Origin of the sequence: Pseudomonas sp. WS 5503 (assembly GCF_012985385.1) — a bacterium.
Taxonomy (GTDB): Bacteria; Pseudomonadota; Gammaproteobacteria; order Pseudomonadales; family Pseudomonadaceae; genus Aquipseudomonas; species Aquipseudomonas paracarnis.
Window position 1 is genome coordinate 225,523 of sequence record NZ_JAAQWI010000007.1, and the last position, 19,684, is coordinate 245,206.

Consider the following 19,684-nt stretch of genomic DNA (forward strand, 5'->3'; position numbering starts at 1 on the left):
GCTAACGGTTTAAGGAGGGGTGTCATGGGTTGTGCTTTGCGACGGTTATGGACCGCGGGTTTCGCCTTGGGGGCGTTGTGCTCGGCGGGGTTTGTACAGGCGGCCAGTTCGGTGCTGATCTGGCCCATCGACCCGGTGCTGGAGGCTGACCAACAGGCCAGCGCGCTGTGGCTGGAGAACCGTGGCACCGAGACCGCCAACCTGCAGATCCGCGTGTTTGCCTGGAGCCAGAACGGTTTCGACGAGCAGTACCAGAACCAGCGCGATGTGATCGGCAGCCCGCCGGTGGCCAAGATTGAGCCGGGCCAGAAGCAACTGGTGCGCCTGACCCGCACCCGGGAGGTACCGCCGGGGCAGGAGTTGGCCTATCGCATCATCATTGACGAAATCCCCTCGGCGCTGCAGGTGCCAGCACCGCCGGAGGGCAAGAACACGGCAGCGGCGATTCGCTTTCAGATGCGCTATTCGGTGCCATTGTTTGCCTACGGCGCTGGCCTGTGGAGCAAGGACGACGCCACCCGCCAACGTGACCCCAAGGGCGCGGGCAAGCCGCAGTTGAGCTGGCAAAAGGTCAACGTGGCAGGGCGCAACTACATCGAGGTGCGCAACCAGGGCGCTGTGCATGCGCGGCTTACCGATGCGTCATTCAAACAGGGCGGGCAGACCCGGCCGTTGGTGGACGGCTTGCTCGGCTATGTGCTGCCGGGCGCGAGCATGCGCTGGCCGGTGCCGGATGCCGTATCGGCCGACCAGCCGTTGCAGGTCCGGGTCAACGGCGCGCCGCAACTGGAGAGCCTGGCGCCCAAGCGATAGCCGTGATGTAGCGCAACGGGCACACGCCCGGGTTTTAACAGGATGGAGATGTCCATTGAGGGACACAACGCCATGGTGAGTCGTGGTTGGGCTCGGGTTTTATGGCCGTCGGTGGCAGTGGCAAGCGGGCTGTGGGGCGCAGCGATGGCGGGCGACCTGCCGCCGCCGCCCGGCAGCATGGAGGCAGTTGCCGATGCACAGCTGTTTCTGGAACTGGTGGTCAACCAGATGGACACCGGCCGCGTCATCGCGGTCGAGCAGCGCGCCGGCCAGCTGTTTGTGCCGGCCAGCGCGTTGCAGGAAGTGGGCATGAAACTGCCCGGTGAGCCCGTCGGCAGTGTGGCCCTGGAACAAGTGCCGGGCCTGCACAGCGACTACGACAGCAACGGCCAGCGCCTTCTGCTGGAGGTGCCGCCCTCCTGGCTGCAGGAACAGTTCATCGGCAACCGCAATACCTATCCGCGTACCCAGGCCATGAGCAGCTTCGGCGCCTTGCTCAACTATGACGTGTATTTCAATGACACCGACGATGGCGGCAGTTACCTCGCGGCCTGGAACGAAGTACGGCTGTTCGATACCTGGGGCACTCTGTCCAACACCGGGCAACTGCGCCAGACCCTGTCCGATGGAACCAGCGGCGGCACCCTCGACAATGATTACCGACGTTACGACACCACCTGGCGTTTTTCCGACGATGAGCGCCTGCTGACCTACGAGGCCGGCGACGTGATCAGTGGCGCGCTGCCCTGGAGTAGCTCGGTGCGCCTGGGCGGGGTGCAACTGTCCCGGGATTTTGCCGTGCGCCCCGACCTGGTCACGTACCCCTTGCCGCAGTTTGCCGGTGAGGCGGCGGTGCCCTCGTCGGTGGACCTGTTTATCAATGGCTACAAATCCGACAGCGCGCGACTGCAACCCGGCCCCTACACCCTGACCAACATCCCATTCATCAACGGTGCCGGCGAGGCCGTGGTGGTCACCACCGATGCCTTGGGCCGCCAAGTGTCGACCACGGTACCGTTCTACGTCACCAGCACTTTGCTGCAACAAGGCTTGACGGACTTTTCGCTGGCCGCCGGTACCTTGCGCCGTGACTACACCCTACGGGACTTCGGCTACGGACCGGGCGTGGCCAGTGGCACGTTCCGCTATGGCTATTCCGATAACCTGACCCTGGAAAGCCATGCCGAAGCCTCCAGCGACCTGAGCCTCGGCGGGCTCGGCGGCAACCTGCGCCTGGGCAACTTCGGCGTGCTCAATACCGCCCTCAGCCAGAGCCAGTTCGACAGCCGCACGGGCCAGCAACTGAGCCTTGGTTACCAGTACAACAGCACGCGCTACAGCTTTATGTACCAACGGGTGGAACGTCGCGACGACTACGCCGACCTGACCCTGGTCGATACCCCATACGCCAGCCTCAGCAAGCGCAGCGAGCAGGTGACCCTGAGCCTCAACCTCCAACGTTTCGGTAGCCTGGGCCTGGGCTATTTCGACGTGCAGGCGGCGGACGACTCGCGCACGCGCCTGCTCAACCTGAGCTGGAGCAAACCGTTGTGGCGCAACACCAGCTTTTATCTGTCAGCCAACCGCGAAATCGGTGACAGTAACTGGGCCATGCAGGCGCAACTGGTCATCCCGTTCGACCTCAACGGCAGCCTGGCCTTGAGCACCGAGCGCAGCAAGGATGGCGCCAGTCGCCAGCGCATCAACTACAGCCGCGCGGTGCCCAGCGAAGGCGGGGTGGGCTACAACCTCGGCTATGCCCAGGGCGATGCCCCCAGCTATCGACAGGCCGACCTGACCTGGCGCTTGCAGTCGGTGCAGTTGCAGGCCGGCGTGTACGGCAGCAGTGAGGCCATGACGCGCTGGGCCGATGCCAGCGGCTCGCTGGTGTGGATGGGCGGCGAAACCTTTGCCGCCAACCGCATCAATGACGCCTTTGTGGTAGTGAGCACCCAAGGCTTTGCCGGGATTCCGGTGCGCTACGAAAACCAGCTGGTGGGCCAGACCGACCGCAACGGCCATTTGCTGGTGCCGTGGAGCAGTGCCTATTACCGCGGCAAATACGAGATCGACCCCTTGAACCTGCCGGCGAATGTGCAAAGCCCCAATGTTGAGCAGCGCGTATCGGTACGCCGTGGCAGCGGTTACTTGCTGGAATTCCCCCTGCGCCGGGTGCTCGCTGCAAGCATCACTCTGGTGGACCGCCAGCATCAGGAGTTGCCGCTGGGCAGCCTGGTAGTGCACGAGCAAAGCAACACCCAGGCGGTGGTCGGCTGGGATGGCCTGGTGTATCTGGAAAACCTCAGCGCGCACAACACCTTGCAGGTCACCCTCGGTGAGGGCCGCACCTGCCAGGCGACATTTGATATTGATGAGCAGCAACAGGATGTGCCCTTGATCGGGCCATTAGTGTGCCAATGAGGCATCGAACAGGGAGTGTTCAGGTGAGGGGCAGCGTGGGGTTATATGGCGTAGGTTTGTTGTTTTGCGGGCAGGCGATGGCGGCGTGTTCGGTGGTGTCCACCGTGCCGGCCAGTTTCGGCTCAATCAGCTCGATGACGGTGCGCACCGCCGCGCAAACCAGCTCTACGACTAATTCAGGGTTGAGTTGCACCTCGGCGCTGATATCGCTGCTGGTGCCCACCGACCACTTTTACGCCACGATCACCTCGCCCCAGAGCGGCATGGTCGGGCCGACCGGTGATGTGATCAGCTACACGATTTATGGCAACAACAGCACCAGCTATCCCATCACCCGTGGCAGCCAATTCGATTTCGGCGGCGCTGGCGGCATCGCCCAGAGCATTGGCCTGATCGCAGGGCCCGGCGCGAAAACCGTACCGCTGTACCTGAGCAGCATCACCGGCAGCAACGTCGCCGCCGGGGTGTACACCGAGACATTGAGCATCGCCTGGGTGTGGAACTATTGCTCGGGGATCGGCCTTGGCGGCATTTGCCTGGGACGTGACACTGGCAGTGGCACGGCGTCCCTGACCGTCAGCATGACCGTGACCAACGACTGCCAGATCACCGCCCCGAATATCAGCTTCGGCAGCGCGCCGGTGGTCAGTGGGTTTACCGCGGTGAGCGGGCAGACCATCAACATCGCCTGCACCAAGGGCAGCGCCTATACCGTGGGCTTGAGCGATGGCCAGAACCCGGTGAGTGTCGGCGGCCGGCGACGTATGGTTTCCGGCGGCAATTACCTGGCCTATGACATTTTCAAAAGTGCCGGCACCACGCGCTGGGGCAGTGTCGGCGCGGCGCGGCGGGCCAGCTCCACGGCCGAGGTCAACCCCGGAAACGGCTTGGGCAATGGCAGCCAGGTGTACAACTACAACGCCAAGGTCTACACCGACCAGCCCACACCACCGGCTGGCACCTATCTGGATAATGTGGTGCTGGACGTCGGTTTCTAGAATGGCGTCTGCAACGCGGCGGCCTGATCCACCGGGCTGACCATCGCATAGTTGTAGCCGCCGCCCGACCAGTAGTCGGCCTGCAAGCCATCGGCACTGCGGCTGCCGCGAGGCAGGAAACCGTTGTTCGGGCCCGGCGGGCGGATGTAGAAGCTGATGCGCCGGCCTTGGGCGTCCTGGTACAGCACCATGGCTGCCGCGCCTTGGTCGGTGGTGAGCAGGCGCCCGCTGACCGGCTTGAAACCGGCTTGGCTCAGGTCGGGCAGGCGATGGGCCTGGTTGAAATAACGGTCGAGCCAGGCCTGCATGGTGCCGCGGTCCTGGGCGTTGTAGTCGGCGGGCATGATGCCGTCCTGGGCAAACAGGCGATAGGCCTGCATGGCGTCGGTCATCGGCAACAGCGGCGGCTGGGTGGCTTCACGGGCGTGCCAACCGCCAACCCCGCCGAGGCTCACGGCGATCAGCAACAACGCCGCCGTGGCCAGGTGCCGACGGGACTGTTTCTTGATGCGCTGGCGAATCAGCGCCGGGTCCAATGCCGGGTTGTGCGGCTGTTGCAGGGCGCCGCTCAACGACGCACGCAGCAACTGCGCATCCTGTTGCCAGGCCTGTACCTGGGCCGCCACTTCGGGGTGGCTGGCCAGCCAGGTTTCAAGCACACGGCGATCAGTGTCGAGCAATTGGTGATCGACGTAGGCATGTAAATCGCGTTCGCTGGGGGGCAGGCTGATCATTTGAGTCTCCGCAGGGCAGGGCCGGTCATTTCGCCATCGCTGAGTTGACGCAGCGCTTGGCGTGCGCGGGACAGGCGTGACATCACGGTGCCGATGGGCACCTTGAGGATCTCGGCCACTTCCTTGTAGCTCAAGCCCTCGACGGACACCCACAGCAACAGGGCGCGCTGTTCGGTGTTTAGCTGGTCGAAGGCTTGCAGGGTGGATTGGGCCAGCACCGTGCGTTCCACCGAAGGTTGCACGTCATCGCGGCCGGTGAAGAATTCGAGCATGCGCGCATAGCGGCGGTTGCGGCGGTGGGCGTCGAGGAACTGCCGGTAGAGGATCGAAAACAGCCAGGCGCGCAGATCGCCCTCGATACGTTTATCGGCCCAGGCGACGATCGCGCGTTCCAGGGTCGATTGCACCAGGTCATCGGCGCTGCTGCTGTTGCGCGTCAGGGACACGGCAAAACGCCGCAACCTGGGGATGAGTTCGCGTAACTGTTCGTCGAGTTCATGCATGGGTGTCTGGCTGATCACTACGCTGGGACTAGAGAGACGTCCGGCGTTGAAGGTTATTCCCCGTCCCGCAAAATAAATCCAGGGCCTTGGAATAGAGCCAATCGGCGTTCGTCTTAATGCTCCGACCTTATGTTTCAGCCTGAGGCCTCTGGCCCTGGAGTTCCTGCATGGTAGATCACTCATCACCCCCCCGTCCTCCCTTGAGCACTGCGAGCCTGATCGCACGACTTGCCGGCATCGGTGCCGTGGTTGCGGTTGTTGCCGGGGCATTTGCCTACGTCAATGGCACGCTCGACCCACAACGCCTGCGGCCAAAAACCTTGGTCAATGCTCTGGAAACCAATAACGGCGTGCATCCGGGCTTTCGCCGTAACCATGCCAAGGGCGTATGCGTGGCGGGTTATTTCCAGAGTAGTACCGAGGCCCGTGCCTATTCCAACGCCCAGGTGTTCAGCGAGGCCAAGACTCCGATCATCGGCCGCTTTGCCTTGCCCAGCGGCAACCCCTACGCGCCGGACAGCAGTGTGCCGATTCGCAGTTTCGCCGTGCAGTTCAGCCAAGCCAACGGCCAGCAATGGCGTACGGGGATGAACAGCATGCCGGTGTTCCCGGTGGGCACGCCCGAGGCGTTCTACCAGTTGCTCAAGGCCGGCGCGCCAGACCCGGCCACTGGCAAGCCGAACCCGTCGAGCATGCCGGCTTTTTTTGCCGCACACCCGGAGACCGCGCCATTCCTGGCCTGGGTCAAGACCGCCAAGCCATCGGCCAGTTATGCGACTGAAACCTATAACGGCATCAACGCGTTTTACCTGGTGGCTGCCGATGGTACGCGCCAGGCCGTGCGTTGGGAGGTGGTGCCCCAGAGCCAGGACGCGGCGGGTGATACCGCACCTGCTGGCAGTGACTTCCTCGAGCAGGACTTGGTGCGACGCCTGGCCGCCGGGCCGTTGCGTTGGCAGTTGAACATGACCCTGGCCAACCCCGGCGACCCGCTGGACGACGCAAGCAAGACCTGGACCGGCGCGCACAAGGTCCTCAACGCCGGCACGTTGGTGCTGCAAAGCAGCCAGCCCCAGGCAGACGGTGATTGCCGCGATATCAACTTTGACCCGCTGATTCTGCCCAGTGGTATCCAAGCCTCCAACGACCCCTTGCTGGCCGCCCGTTCGGCCGCGTATGCCAGTTCGTACCTGCGCCGCGCCGGGGAAGTCAGCCCGTTGCACAGCGCCCCTCAGGAGTCGAAGCCATGAATGCTCAACCACGGTTCTTTGCGCCCCTGGCGCGCGTGCTGCACTGGCTGATGGCGTTGATGATCATCGCCATGCTGTTTATCGGCGCGGGTCTGGCGGCGTCGGTGTCGGAGCGCCATGAGTGGCTGATCCACCTGCACAAGCCGCTGGGCATTGCGATTCTGGCGCTGGTGATCGTGCGCCTGGCGGTGCGTTTCTCGACGCGCCAACCGCCGTTGCCAGCGGATTTACCGGTGTGGCAAAGGCTCGCAGCCAAGGCTTCCCATGTGCTGTTGTACGCGTTGATGCTGGTGTTGCCGCTGCTGGGTTGGGCGATGATTTCAGCGGCTGGCGACCCGGTGATGCTCAGCAGTAACCTGCAACTGCCCGCACTGGTGGGGGCGAATGCGCCGTTGTTCGCGCTGTTGCGCAAGGCCCACGGCTACCTGGCCTATCTGCTGTTTCTCACCGTGCTGGTGCATCTGGCGGCCGCGTTGTTCCACGGTTTGATCCGCCGCGATGGTGTCTTGCAAAGCATGACCGGCAGCAAGGATTGACCGCTCTTGTGGCGAGCGAGCTTGCTCGCGCTGGGCGGCGAAGCAGCCCCAAAACAGCCTGCTCGGTGTGTCAGGTGATCCGGCAGTGATTTTCATGGGGCCGCTATGCGGCCCAGCGCGAGCAAGCTCGCTCGCCACAAAGAGCTCGCCTCGGGGGTTAGCGCAAACGCCCGACGATATCAGCGACGCTGCTCAACACGTCCTTGCCCAACTGTTTTGAACGATCGCCTGACCAGCCAGTTCGCAGGTTGGGCGCGTCGTCGTTGTCCTTGAAGGGCATTTCCAGGGTCAGGGACAGGCAGTCGTATTTTTCTCCTACCGCGTTGCAGGCCAGGGTCATGTTGGCTTGGCCGGGCAGGTCGCGGGTGTAGCCGTGGGTGGTCTGGAAGTCTCGTGTCAGGTGGCTCAAATGGCTGCGGAAGTGTTTTTCCAGGGCTTCGATACGCGGGGTGTAGCCAGGGTTGCCTTCGCAACCGGCGGTGAACACGTAGGGGATTTCTTCATCGCCGTGGATGTCGAGGAACATATCCACGCCGTACTTTTCCATCTGTTGCTGGACGAACAGGACTTCGGGGCTGAGTTCGTGGCTGGCGCTCTGCCAAGCGCGGTTCAGGTCCTGGCCCATGGCGTTGGTGCGCAGGTGGCCGTGGAAGGCGCCATCCGGGTTCATGTTTGGTACCAGGTACAGATCGGCGACGGCCAGTAGTTTTTTCAGTTCGTCGTCGCCGTCCTTTTGCAGGCGCTCAATCACGCCCTCCATAAACCATTCTGCCATGTGCTCACCGGGGTGCTGCTGGGCGATGATCCACACCTTACGCCGGCCCTCGATTCCTTTGCCTCGGCGCAGCAGTTGAATATCGCGGCCTTCAGCGCTCTTGCCGGTGGCCAGCAGGGTGACCCCGGCGTACTTCAGGGCTTGCTCGATCAGCCAGTCGTGGCGTTCACGGCTATAGGGCTCGAAGTAGGCAAACCAGGCGTGCTTTTCCCGGGTCTGGAGGTTGATGTGCAGGATCTCGCCATCAAAGCGCGTCGGTACCCGGAACCAGTTGATATGGTCGTAGGACGCCACGGCGTTGTAGCCGCTCCAGGCATGCTTGTAGGACGAGCGCCCTGCGTTGCTCAAGCGAAAGGTATGGGTGTGCCCCACGTGCATGCCTTCGGCCTTGAAGTGGAACCATTGGTAGTGATCGCTGCGGGTGTCGGGTTTGATTGCCAGCAACAACTGATAAGCGTCGCTGGCATCCAGGACCTGGATGTTGCCGCTGTCGAAGTCGGTGCTGATCTTGATGGAGGTCAAGGCCACGGTCATAGTCTGGTTGCCTGAATATGAGTGATGTGGCGGCTATCTTACACAGGCGTTCGGTAAAACCTGGATGCAAAAATTGTTGCAGGGGAGGGGGCGTCATCCGTGACGCCGCCGCAGCTTAGAGTCTATGAGATTGATTCTCAAGCGCTAATTCGCAGAGATACGCGCTAGAGCACTCGGACGACTTTCTTTGGGCGATAGTCTTTTGCTACCATGCGCGCCATCAAGCAACACACAGTCTTCATTAGCCTGAAGCCATGCCAGGAAAACTGGCAAAAAAAAGACCCGGCCAAAGAGCCGGGTCAAAAACCGTGATTAGCCTGATGAGGAGATATTCCAAGAGTCCGACCTAAGGTCTCTTGGTCTATCGACTGATCTCGCGATCAGCTGAGCCCAATAATAATCATTATCATTTGCAAGTCAAATGTTTTTATCCGTGGGATAGAAATATTTTTCTTTCATACCTGCTAAGCGTTTGCCGCCGCTTTTGGCGCTTGCAACGACCGCTCCACCATCGCCTTCGCCATATCGATCAAATACACCACCGAAAACGCCAGGTCGCGCTGGTTGCCCTGATGGCTGCACGCCGACTCGTAGGCGGTTGCCGCTGCACTGCGCAACAGGTCCGAGGCGTGTATCAGGGCCTCCTCCTGGCTGACTTCGGGTTTGATCGCGAACATGGCCCCGTCCGAATCCGGCGTCGACCGATTTTCTTTCAAGTAGTAGTCCAGTGCGCGCTGGGCCGCGCCACTGTTGCACATGTCGTTTACTTCAGTCAGTTCGGGCGTTGGGTGCGTGCGGGTCGTCATAAGCGGCAATACTCCGGTGGGTGTCGAAATCCTTGGGCTTGATGATAGTACGTATCGTATTCATGTCGTTTTATGGATTACTACAAACTGTTTATTGCCCGCAAAAATGGGCGCCGTATTGTGATGCGCCATGGATAACTGGATAGCGTTGGTCAAGGCCAACATGAAAGACCGCAAGGTCACGCAGGATGAACTGGCGCGGCGCCTGGGCATGTCCCAGGGCGGCGTCGGCCATTGGCTCAATAAACGCCGTGTGCCGAGCCTGGCAGACATGAACCGTGTGCTCGCCGAATTGGGGTTGGGGTATTTGGAGGTGGCGCTGGAGATTCGTGAACGGGCCGCGCAAGTGCCGGAACTGGACCCCCACTACAATCCGTATTTCCGCTACCCGGTCAGCGACTGGAAGCAGGCCTGCGAGCTGCGTGAGGAGCGTGCGCCTTATAGAGCCGAGCGCTACGAATTGACCGATTACCACGCCCGAGGCGAGGCATTCTGGTTGCCGGTGACGGGAGACGCCATGACCGCCCCCACGGGCATGAGCATTGCGGCTGGCATGATGATCCTGGTTGACCCGGCCATCGCACCCGAGCCCGGCAGGCTGGTGGTGGCCCAATGGGTCGGTAACGCCCAGGCCACCTTTCGCCAATTGCGGGAAGAAAGCGGCCAGCACTACCTGGTGCCGCTCAACCCCACTTACCCCAAGGTGCTGCTCACCGACGGCTGCCGCCTCCTGGGTGTGGTGGTGCAAGCCACGGCGAAGTTCTAGTCGGCCGTTTCCAGCTCCACCAGCGCGCTGCCTTCGGCTACCATTTCACCTTCCTGGCAGAACAGCGCCTTGACCACCCCGGCGTGGGGCGCACGGATGCTGTGTTCCATCTTCATGGCTTCGAGCACCACCAGTTGAGTACCAGCCTCAACGGTTTGGCCCACCTCCACGAGCACCCGCACGATGCTGCCGTTCATGGGGGCGGTGAGGCCGCCCTGATGGGATTGATTGGCCTCGACCGCCGCAATCGGGTCGAACAGGCTGACGGCATGCATCTCGCCTTCCCAACGCAGGTACAGGCTGCCTTCACTGCGAACCGCCAGGTGAGCACGGCGCACGCCCAGATGTTCAGTCAGCAACTGTTCGCCGCATAACTGAGACGGTTGCCCGGTCAGTGTCACCAACCGATCCTGCCCATTGCAGCTCAGGTGCAGCGACACCTCGGCAGGCAGGCCCGCGCGAAAGCCCTGGTGACTTGCCCAAGGCCCGTCACCCACCGGCAAGCTCTGCATAAACGCCGAGCCCGCCGCTTGCCAGAACTCATCGCTCAAGGCTCCTGGCGTCGGCAACAGCTCACCCTGATAGCGCGGGATAAACCCGGTATCCAACTCGGCCGCGGCAAACGCAGGGTGTCCGATGATGCGCCGCAAAAAGCCCAGGTTGGTCTTGAGCCCGCCGACCGCAAACTCATCCAGCATGCTTAATAAGCGCAGGCGCGCCTGTTCGCGGTCTTCACCCCAGGCAATCAACTTGCCGAGCATCGGGTCGTAGAAGGGCGACACGCTGTCGCCTTGCTCGACGCCGCTATCCACCCGGCGTCCAGGGCCTGGGCTGGACTCGCGGTACAGCGCCAGGTGCCCGGTGGCCGGCAGAAAGTCATTGGCCGGGTCTTCGGCATATAGCCGCACTTCAATTGCATGACCGTTCAACGCGACCTGCTCTTGCGTGATCGGCAGCGCCTCGCCCTGGGCAACCCGGATCTGCCAGGCCACCAGGTCGAGGCCGGTAATCGCTTCGGTCACCGGATGCTCGACTTGCAGCCGCGTGTTCATCTCCATGAAGAAAAACTCGCCACGGGCATCCAGCAAAAACTCCACCGTACCTGCGCCGACATACCCGATGGCCTGGGCAGCGCGCACGGCCGCTTCGCCCATGGCCCGGCGCTGCTCGCCACTCAAGCCGGGTGCCGGGGCTTCTTCCACGACTTTCTGATGGCGCCGCTGGATCGAGCAGTCGCGCTCATTGAGGTACAGGCAATGACCTTGCTGGTCGGCAAACACTTGGATCTCGACATGCCGCGGCTTGAGCAGGTATTTCTCCACCAGCATCTGCCCGTTGCCGAACGACGACAGCGCCTCACGCTGGGCGGAGGCCAGGGCTTCGGCCAGTTGGCTGACGTCCTCGACCACCTTCATACCCTTGCCACCGCCACCCGCCGTTGCCTTGAGCAGCACCGGGTAGCCGATACGCTCACAGGCGGCGCGGAAGGTCTCCAGGTCCTGGGCCTCGCCGTGATAACCCGGCACAAGGGGTACGCCAGCCGTTTCCATCAAGGCCTTGGCCGCGGATTTGCTGCCCATGGCGTCGATTGCCGAGGCGGGCGGGCCGAGGAAGATCAAGCCTGCCGCCTCGATGGCCCGGGCGAAGCTGGCGTTTTCCGAGAGGAAGCCGTAGCCGGGGTGAATCGCCTGGGCGCCGCTGGCGTGGGCGGCGGCAATCAGCTTGTCGATTTGCAGGTAACTGTCGGTGGCTTTGCTGCCGCCCAGGTCGACGCGGATATCGGCTTCACGGCTATGGCGGGCATCGCGGTCGATGGCGCTGTGCACAGCCACAGTGGTCAACCCCATGGCCTTGGCGGTACGCATGACCCGGCAGGCGATCTCGCCACGGTTGGCCACCAGAACGGTGGTAAGTGTGCTCATGAACGCGGCTCCTGGGTTTGCCAACTTGGCGCACGTTTTTGCAGAAATGCACGCAAACCTTCCTGGCCCTCGGCGCTCACCCGGATGCGCGCAATGGCGTTTTCGCAATAGCGGCGCAGCGCGGGGGTGAGGGCACCGTTGCCCACTTCGCGCAGCAAATCCTTACTGGCACGCATGGCCGCCGGGCTGTTTTGCAGCAGGTTGGTGACCCACTGGTCCACCTGTTGATCCAGGCTCTCGGCAGGATAACTTTCCGCCAGCAAGCCGATCTCCCGTGCGCGTTGGCCGCCGAACCGCTCGGCTGTGAGTGCATAACGACGGGCAGCGCGTTCGCCGATGGCCTGCACCACGAACGGGCTGATCACCGCCGGCGCCAGGCCGATACGCACTTCCGACAGGCAGAACTGCGCGTCGTCGGCACCGATGGCCATGTCACAGCAGCTGATCAGGCCCAGCGCGCCCCCGTAGGCCGCACCTTGCACCACCGCCAGCGTGGGGATTTTCAGTTTGGACAGGTTGTACATCAGCTCTGCCAGTTCCCGGGCGTCGTCCAGGTTGGTGTGGTAGTCCAGCTCGGCCGATTGCTGCATCCAGGCCAGGTCGGCACCCGCGCTGAAGTGCTTGCCACGCCCGCGCAGTACCAGGAAGCGCAGGGACGGGTCGCCTTGTACGCGGTCAAGAGCCAGGATCAATTCGCGGATCATCTCGGCGTTGAACGCGTTGTTCTTGGCTTCGCGGCTGAGCCACAGCGTGGCAAAGCCACGGCGGTCAGTGATCAGTTCGAGGGTGTTGAAGTCGCTCATGCAAGGAGCTCCATAATAATGAGAGGCCTCCTGTAGGAGCGAGCTTGTTGTGGCGAGCAAGTTTGCTTGCGCTGGGGTGCGCAGCGCCCCCAAAAAAGCCGGGACTGCTGCGCAGTCAGCGGGAGCAAGCTCCCTCGCCACAACAGGCGCGCTCCTACAGGTTACATGCGGAACACGCCGAAGCGGCTCGGCTCGATGGGGGCGTTCAGGGCGGCGGACAAGGCCAGGGCCAGCACGTCACGGGTCTGCAGCGGGTCGATCACGCCGTCATCCCACAAGCGCGCGCTGGAGTAGTAGGGATGGCCCTGGGTTTCATACTGGTCGAGGATCGGCTGCTTGATCGCGGCTTCCTCCTCGGCACTGAAACCGTTGCCGGCGCGCTCAGCCTGTTCGCGCTTGACCTGCGCCAACACCCCGGCGGCCTGTTCGGCCCCCATCACGCCGATGCGTGCGTTGGGCCACATCCACAAAAAGCGCGGGTCGTAGGCGCGGCCACACATCCCATAGTTACCCGCACCAAAGCTGCCACCGATGATCACGGTGAATTTCGGCACCTTGGCGCACGCCACGGCGGTGACCAGCTTGGCGCCGTGCTTGGCAATGCCGCCGGCTTCGTACTTCTGGCCGACCATGAAGCCGGTGATGTTTTGCAGGAACAGCAGCGGAATCCCGCGCTGGCAGGCCAGTTCGATAAAGTGCGCGCCTTTTTGCGCGGCTTCGGCGAAGAGGATGCCGTTGTTGGCCAGGATCGCTATCGGGTAGCCATGCAAGTGCGCAAAGCCGCACACCAGGGTCGTGCCGAACAGGGCCTTGAACTCATCGAACACCGAGCCGTCCACCAGCCGTGCGATGACTTCGCGCACATCAAAGGGTTGCTTGGCATCCGCCGGGATCACGCCGTACAACTCTTCGCTGCTGTACAGCGGCGCCACCGGCGAGCGTTGCAGCAGCTCACCCTGCTTGCGCCAATTGAGGTTGGCCACGCTGCGCCGTGCCAGCGCCAGGGCGTGCTCATCGCTGTCGGCATAGTGGTCGGCCACGCCCGAGACCTTGCAGTGCACATCGGCACCGCCCAGGTCTTCGGCGCTCACCACTTCACCGGTGGCGGCCTTCACCAGCGGCGGGCCGGCAAGGAAAATGGTGGCTTGCTGGCGCACCATGATCGCTTCGTCGGCCATGGCCGGCACGTAGGCGCCGCCGGCGGTGCATGAGCCCATCACCACGGCAATCTGGGGAATGCCCTGGGCGCTCATATTGGCCTGGTTGAAGAAGATCCGCCCGAAGTGCTCACGGTCGGGGAACACCTCGTCCTGGCGCGGCAGGTTGGCGCCACCGGAGTCCACCAGGTAGATACACGGCAGGCGGTTCTGCTCGGCGATGGTCTGGGCGCGCAGGTGTTTTTTAACGGTCAGCGGGTAATAGGAGCCGCCTTTGACCGTGGCATCGTTGGCCACAATCATGCATTCGACGCCTTCCACCCGGCCGATGCCGGCAATCACCCCGGCAGCCGGGACGTCTTCGCCATACACCTGGTGGGCGGCCAGTTGGCTCAGCTCGAGAAACGGCGAACCCGGATCGAGCAGACGGTTGATACGCTCGCGGGGCAACAGCTTGCCGCGTGACGTGTGGCGTTCCTGGGCCTTGGCGCCGCCACCTTGATGGACGTGGGCTAGCAGGCTGTGCAGGGCGTCGACCTGTTCAAGCATCGCCGCGTGGTTGGCGGCGAATTCCGCCGAGCGCGGGTTGAGCTGGGTGTGTAAGAGCATGGCTTACTCCGTAAGCGCGGCAAGCTACAAGCTACAAGTTTCAAGCTGTAAGAGAACGACGCTCTTTACTTGCGGCTTGTAGCTTGCCCCTTGCAGCTGCGAAATTTATTTCGTTTCGTTGAACAGTTCGCGACCGATCAACATCCGCCGAATCTCACTGGTGCCCGCACCAATTTCGTAGAGCTTGGCGTCACGCAGCAGGCGCCCGGCGGGGAATTCATTGATATAGCCATTGCCGCCCAGAATCTGGATTGCATCCAGGGCCATTTGCGTGGCGCGCTCGGCGCTGTAGAGGATCACGCCCGCAGCGTCCTTGCGCGTGGTCTCGCCGCGTTCACACGCCTGGGCCACCGCGTAGAGGTAAGCGCGGCTGGCGTTGAGCTGGGTGTACATATCGGCGACCTTGCCCTGGATCAACTGGAATTCGCCGATGCTCTGGCCGAACTGCTTGCGGTCGTGGATGTAGGGCACGATCAAGTCCATGCATGCCTGCATGATCCCGGTAGGGCCACCGGAAAGCACCACGCGCTCGTAGTCCAGGCCGCTCATCAACACTTTCACGCCGCCATTGAGTACGCCGAGGATGTTTTCTTCGGGCACCTCGACGTCGTCGAAAAACAGCTCGCAGGTGTTGGAGCCGCGCATGCCCAGCTTGTCGAATTTATTGCTGCGGCTGAAGCCTTTCCAGTCGCGCTCGACGATGAAGGCGGTGATGCCGTGAGGGCCTTTTTCCAGGTCGGTCTTGGCGTAGATCACATAGGTGTTGGCGTCCGGGCCGTTGGTGATCCAGGTCTTGCTGCCATTGAGTACGTAATGGTCGTCGCGCTTGTCGGCGCGCAGTTTCATCGACACTACGTCGGAGCCGGCATTCGGCTCGCTCATGGCCAGGGCGCCGATGTGCTCGCCGCTGATCAGCTTGGGCAGGTACTTGAGTTTTTGTGCGTGGTTGCCGTTGCGGTTGATCTGGTTGACGCACAGGTTGGAGTGCGCCCCGTAGGACAACGCCACCGAGGCCGAGCCACGGCTGATTTCTTCCATGCTCACCACATGGGCCAGGTAACCGAGGCCGGCACCGCCGTATTCCTCGGGCACGGTGATGCCCAGCAGGCCCATGTCGCCGAACTTGCGCCACAGGTCGGCGGGGAACAGGTTGTCGATGTCGATCTGGGCCGCGCGCGGTGCGATCTCCTTGGCCACGAAGGACTGCACCTGGTCGCGCAGCATGTCGATGGTCTCGCCGAGGGCGAAGTTCAGGGACGGGTAACTCATGGACAGGCACCTTAATGTGAGCTTTGTTGTTGTGTGGGCAGGGCGCGGGAGGAGGGCGCTCACCTTTACGTTAACGTAAGCTTGCGTTGCGGCGCTGTCAATCGTAGTTTACGTATACGTCAACCTACAAAAAAGATAACAGGGGTCGTTATGGATCAACCGAACCAGAGTTACAGCCGTGGCTCCCAGGACAAGGCCTTGCTGGCCATGACCATTGGCCAGGCATTCGATCGCACCGTCGCTCAGCATCCAGATGGCGAAGCCTTGGTGGTGCGCCACCAGCAGCAGCGCTACACCTGGCGGCAGCTGGCCGAGACGGTTGAGCTGCACGCCCGCGCGTTCCTCGCCTTGGGCATGCAAACCGGCGACCGCCTGGGTATCTGGGCGCCTAACTGTGCCGAGTGGCTGATCTGCCAGGTGGCGAGCGCCAAGCTCGGGGTGATCCTGGTCAATATCAACCCGGCCTATCGCAGCAGCGAGTTGGACTACGTGCTCAAACAATCCGGCTGCCAATGGCTGGTATGCGCCGGCTCGTTCAAAAGCTCCGATTACCACGCCATGCTCCAGGCGTTGAAGCCCGACTTGCGCGGCCTTATCAGCCTCGACCCCAGCCCGCCGCCGGCATTCATGCCCTGGTCGCAGTTGGCGGCGCTTGGCGCAGGCGTGCCGCCCGAGCACCTGCACAGCCGCCAGGCCAGCCTGCATTTCGATCAACCCGTGAATATCCAGTACACCTCCGGCACCACCGGCTTCCCCAAGGGCGCCACCCTCAGTCACCACAACATCCTCAATAACGGTTACATGGTCGGTGAAAGCCTGGGCCTGACGGCAGGGGACCGCCTGGTGATCCCGGTGCCGCTGTATCACTGCTTCGGCATGGTCATGGGGAACCTCGGTTGTATCACCCACGGCACCACCATGATCTACCCCAATGACGGCTTCGACCCGTTGCTGACGCTGAACGCCGTCGCCGAAGAACAAGCCACCGGCTTATATGGCGTGCCGACCATGTTTATCGCGCTGCTCGATCACCCACGCCGAGCCGAGTTCGACTTGTCCAGCCTGCGCACCGGGATCATGGCCGGGGCGACATGCCCCATCGAGGTGATGCGTCGGGTCATCCATGAGCTGCACATGGGAGAGGTGCAGATTGCCTATGGCATGACTGAAACCAGCCCGGTGTCGCTGCAGACCGGCGCGGATGACGATATCGAGCGGCGTGTTACCACGGTGGGCCGCACCCAACCGCAACTGGAAACCAAGATTGTCGACGAGGTCGGTAACACCGTGGCCCGGGGCGTGATCGGTGAACTGTGTACACGCGGCTACAGCGTGATGCTCGGTTACTGGAACAACCCCGACGGCACTCGCGAGTCCATCGATGAGGCCGGCTGGATGCACACCGGCGACCTGGCGACCATGGATGAGCAGGGTTACGTGTGCATCGCCGGGCGTAACAAGGACATGATCATTCGCGGTGGCGAGAACGTTTACCCGCGGGAGCTGGAAGAGTTTTTCTTTACTCATCCGGCCGTGGCGGACGTGCAGATCGTTGGCATCCCGGATGAGCGTTATGGCGAAGAGATTGTTGCCTGGATCAAGTTCCATCCCGGTCAAGTGGCCAACGAGCTGGAGTTGTTGAGCTGGTGCAAGGACCGCATCGCCCATTTCAAGACGCCCAGGCATTTCAAATTCGTGGATGAGTTTCCGATGACAGTCACGGGCAAGATCCAGAAGTTTCGCATGCGCGAGATTTCCATCCAGGAGCTGCAAGCGCGCTGACAACGTCAAACCCCTGTGGGAGCTGGCTTGCCTGCGATGGCGGCCTGACTGCCGGCCCACATCTACCTGATACCCCGCGAACCTGCTGCGCCACCAAAATAGTTAAACCCAGAAAGCACAAAGGGGACCCGAAGGTCCCCTTTAATTTGTCGTTGCGTGCTCTTTTCTTATTATTGAGGGGCGGCCTGTTGTTGTTTTTGGTAGCCGTGGCCCGTACCGCTTTTTTGGCGACCCCCATCCGGGGTCAAGAGCAAACGTATTTTTTTGAACGCTGACCTGCTTCTTCGTAAACGATCCAACCAGTGGGTAGCTACCTGAGGTAGTTTTATTTTTCTCTATCCGGTTGCGGGTTGCGGCATGCCGTACCCTGGGAAGCACATCTTCTCCAAAAAAATCTGTTAGCTGCGTCTCTGCCGTGTTGTTTTTGTTATGTCAGAGTCGTTTCGTCTTATTTTTATTAGGTTTGGCGCTTTTTATTCTTGTTATGCCATAGAGATAGCAGAAGGCGTGCCAACTTTTTAAAAGCCTTTAAAATCAACGAGTTGGTTTTTTTGTCAGTATTTTCTTTCAGTTCGCACGGCGGATTTTGTTCCCGCGTTACCCGTTATGCCGGTGTGCGGTAACACATTGTCACAGCTGTGCTACTCACCTGCGTTACGCACCTTCGCCACGCGGGAACCCGTAGGCCGTCCCAGCACCTGGCTGATCTGCTGGCCGGCGCCAATCAAGCGTTCCAGGTCGATACCCGTGTCGATACCCAGGCCGTTGAGCAGGTACAGCACGTCCTCGGTGGCGACGTTACCGCTGGCGCCCTTGGCGTAGGGGCAGCCGCCCAGGCCTGCGATAGAGCTGTCGAACACCGTGATGCCCTCCAGCAGGCTGGCATAGATGTTGGCGATGGCCTGCCCGTAGGTGTCGTGGAAGTGCCCGGCCAGCTTGTCCCGTGGCACTTGTGCGCCGACCACTTCGAACAGGCGCCGGGTAGCGCCCGCCGTGCCGGTACCGATGGTGTCGCCCAGGGACACTTCATAGCAGCCCATGGCATACAGCTCGCGGGCGACCGCCGCCACTTGCTCCGGGGCGATATCGCCTTCATAGGGGCAACCCAGTACACAGGACACATAGCCGCGCACGCTGACGCCGTGCTGCTTGGCGGCGGCCATGATCGGTGCAAAGCGCTCCAGGCTCTCGCTGATGGAACAATTGATATTGCGCTGGGAGAACGCCTCGGACGCCGCCGCGAACACCGCGACTTCCTTGACCCCGGCCGCCAGCGCATCCTCGAACCCGCGCAGGTTCGGTGCCAGTGCGCCATAGGTCACGCCGGGCTTGCGCTGGATCTGCGCAAACACTTCGGCTGAACCTGCCATTTGCGGCACCCATTTGGGCGAGACAAAACTACCGACTTCGATATAGCTCAAGCCAGCGGCGCTCAAGGCGTCTACCAATCGGACTTTATCCGCCACGCTGATGGGCTGGGCTTCGTTCTGCAAACCGTCGCGCGGGCCGACTTCAACCAGGCGTACGTGGGAGGGGAGGGACATGGCAGTTACCTTCTGGTCAATGGCCGGCTTGGCTGATGGTCTGCGCCAGGGCCTGGGTGCAACGCTCTTCAGCGGTGTCCAGTTCCAGCTTCATCTGTTCGATATCCAGCAGTTGCTGTTCCAACTGTTCACGGCGCTCGGCGATCTTGGCCAGCATGCTGTTGAGTTGGATCTGGTTGCCGCCGGTGGGGTCGTAGAGTTCGATCAGTTCGCGGCATTCGGCCAGGGAGAAGCCGATGCGCTTGCCACGCAGGATCAGCTTGAGGCTGACCTTGTCCCGCGCCGAGTAAATGCGCTCCTGGCCCCGACGTTCCGGGGCCAGCAGGCCTTGTTCTTCATAGAAACGAATGGCGCGGGTGGTGATGTCGAGCTCGCGGGCGAGGTCGGAGATGCTGTAGGTGGTGCTCATGGCGGTGCTCAAGGAAGTCTTGGCGCTAAGCTAATTGCAGGTTGACGTAAACG

The 19,684-nt window shown here is 62.0% G+C and carries 17 protein-coding genes; 7 read left to right on the plus strand and 10 right to left on the minus strand.

Annotated elements, in window-relative coordinates:
• The first annotated feature begins 24 nt into the window (after positions 1-24).
• The 3 genes from HBO10_RS19010 (at position 25) to HBO10_RS19020 (ending at position 4,232) form a co-directional block, all read left to right on the plus strand.
• Entirely contained in the window at positions 25-813 is a 789-nt protein-coding gene (locus HBO10_RS19010) for a molecular chaperone (protein ID WP_014718967.1), read from the plus strand.
• A 72-nt stretch (positions 814-885) separates the two neighbouring features.
• Positions 886-3,234, plus strand: a complete 2,349-nt coding sequence (locus HBO10_RS19015) for a fimbria/pilus outer membrane usher protein (protein ID WP_034127928.1) — start codon at positions 886-888, stop codon at positions 3,232-3,234.
• Complete coding sequence (locus tag HBO10_RS19020; RefSeq protein ID WP_169922053.1) at positions 3,231-4,232, plus strand: spore coat U domain-containing protein; 1,002 nt, start codon at positions 3,231-3,233, stop codon at positions 4,230-4,232. The genes HBO10_RS19015 and HBO10_RS19020 overlap by 4 nt, the downstream gene beginning before the upstream one ends.
• Here HBO10_RS19020 and HBO10_RS19025 read toward each other — a convergent pair.
• On the minus strand, positions 4,229-4,966 hold the full coding sequence (locus HBO10_RS19025) for an anti-sigma factor (protein WP_034127926.1): 738 nt from the start codon (positions 4,964-4,966) through the stop codon (positions 4,229-4,231). The two genes, HBO10_RS19020 and HBO10_RS19025, sit on opposite strands and share 4 nt — an antisense overlap.
• On the minus strand, positions 4,963-5,469 hold the full coding sequence (locus HBO10_RS19030) for a sigma-70 family RNA polymerase sigma factor (protein WP_034127925.1): 507 nt from the start codon (positions 5,467-5,469) through the stop codon (positions 4,963-4,965). The genes HBO10_RS19025 and HBO10_RS19030 overlap by 4 nt, the downstream gene beginning before the upstream one ends.
• A 167-nt stretch (positions 5,470-5,636) precedes the next feature.
• Here HBO10_RS19030 and HBO10_RS19035 point away from each other — a divergent pair, with 167 nt between their 5' ends.
• Together HBO10_RS19035 and HBO10_RS19040 are read left to right on the plus strand one after the other, a co-directional pair.
• Positions 5,637-6,719, plus strand: coding sequence for a catalase family peroxidase (locus HBO10_RS19035; RefSeq protein WP_034127924.1), 1,083 nt, complete (start codon positions 5,637-5,639; stop codon positions 6,717-6,719).
• A complete protein-coding gene (locus HBO10_RS19040) occupies positions 6,716-7,255 on the plus strand; it encodes a cytochrome b (RefSeq protein WP_032896571.1) in 540 nt (179 codons plus the stop codon). The genes HBO10_RS19035 and HBO10_RS19040 overlap by 4 nt, the downstream gene beginning before the upstream one ends.
• Positions 7,256-7,412: 157 nt before the next feature.
• On the opposite strand, the gene HBO10_RS19045 is transcribed toward HBO10_RS19040, so the two are convergent.
• Together HBO10_RS19045 and HBO10_RS19050 are read right to left on the minus strand one after the other, a co-directional pair.
• Positions 7,413-8,564 carry a M14-type cytosolic carboxypeptidase gene (locus tag HBO10_RS19045; protein WP_034127923.1) on the minus strand — a complete coding sequence of 384 codons (1,152 nt, stop codon included), beginning with the start codon at positions 8,562-8,564 and terminating at the stop codon, positions 7,413-7,415.
• Positions 8,565-9,028: 464 nt separating this feature from the next.
• Positions 9,029-9,370, minus strand: coding sequence for a DUF3077 domain-containing protein (locus HBO10_RS19050; RefSeq protein ID WP_230633860.1), 342 nt, complete (start codon positions 9,368-9,370; stop codon positions 9,029-9,031).
• A gap of 130 nt (positions 9,371-9,500) precedes the next feature.
• Between HBO10_RS19050 and HBO10_RS19055 the strand changes: the two genes are divergently transcribed.
• Positions 9,501-10,136 (plus strand): S24 family peptidase, encoded by a 636-nt coding sequence (locus HBO10_RS19055; RefSeq protein WP_034127922.1) that lies wholly within the window; start codon positions 9,501-9,503, stop codon positions 10,134-10,136.
• Here HBO10_RS19055 and HBO10_RS19060 read toward each other — a convergent pair.
• From HBO10_RS19060 to HBO10_RS19075, 4 genes are all read right to left on the minus strand, one after another.
• Positions 10,133-12,058: an acetyl/propionyl/methylcrotonyl-CoA carboxylase subunit alpha gene (locus HBO10_RS19060; RefSeq protein ID WP_034127921.1), complete on the minus strand. Its 1,926-nt coding sequence runs from the start codon at positions 12,056-12,058 to the stop codon at positions 10,133-10,135. The two genes, HBO10_RS19055 and HBO10_RS19060, sit on opposite strands and share 4 nt — an antisense overlap.
• Complete coding sequence (locus HBO10_RS19065; RefSeq protein WP_034127920.1) at positions 12,055-12,861, minus strand: gamma-carboxygeranoyl-CoA hydratase; 807 nt, start codon at positions 12,859-12,861, stop codon at positions 12,055-12,057. Before HBO10_RS19065 ends, HBO10_RS19060 begins: the two co-directional genes overlap by 4 nt.
• Before the next feature lie 161 nt (positions 12,862-13,022).
• On the minus strand, positions 13,023-14,627 hold the full coding sequence (locus tag HBO10_RS19070; protein ID WP_034127919.1) for a carboxyl transferase domain-containing protein: 1,605 nt from the start codon (positions 14,625-14,627) through the stop codon (positions 13,023-13,025).
• A 105-nt stretch (positions 14,628-14,732) separates the two neighbouring features.
• Positions 14,733-15,896 carry an isovaleryl-CoA dehydrogenase gene (locus HBO10_RS19075; protein ID WP_034127918.1) on the minus strand — a complete coding sequence of 388 codons (1,164 nt, stop codon included), beginning with the start codon at positions 15,894-15,896 and terminating at the stop codon, positions 14,733-14,735.
• A 150-nt stretch (positions 15,897-16,046) separates the two neighbouring features.
• Between HBO10_RS19075 and HBO10_RS19080 the strand changes: the two genes are divergently transcribed.
• Positions 16,047-17,678, plus strand: a complete 1,632-nt coding sequence (locus tag HBO10_RS19080; protein WP_034127917.1) for an AMP-binding protein — start codon at positions 16,047-16,049, stop codon at positions 17,676-17,678.
• Between the two features lie 641 nt (positions 17,679-18,319).
• Here the strand turns inward: HBO10_RS19080 and HBO10_RS19085 are convergent.
• Both HBO10_RS19085 and HBO10_RS19090 read right to left on the minus strand, forming a co-directional pair.
• Positions 18,320-19,222, minus strand: coding sequence for a hydroxymethylglutaryl-CoA lyase (locus HBO10_RS19085; protein ID WP_034127916.1), 903 nt, complete (start codon positions 19,220-19,222; stop codon positions 18,320-18,322).
• A gap of 16 nt (positions 19,223-19,238) precedes the next feature.
• Complete coding sequence (locus tag HBO10_RS19090) at positions 19,239-19,631, minus strand: MerR family DNA-binding transcriptional regulator (RefSeq protein ID WP_003192195.1); 393 nt, start codon at positions 19,629-19,631, stop codon at positions 19,239-19,241.
• Positions 19,632-19,684: the final 53 nt, after the last annotated feature.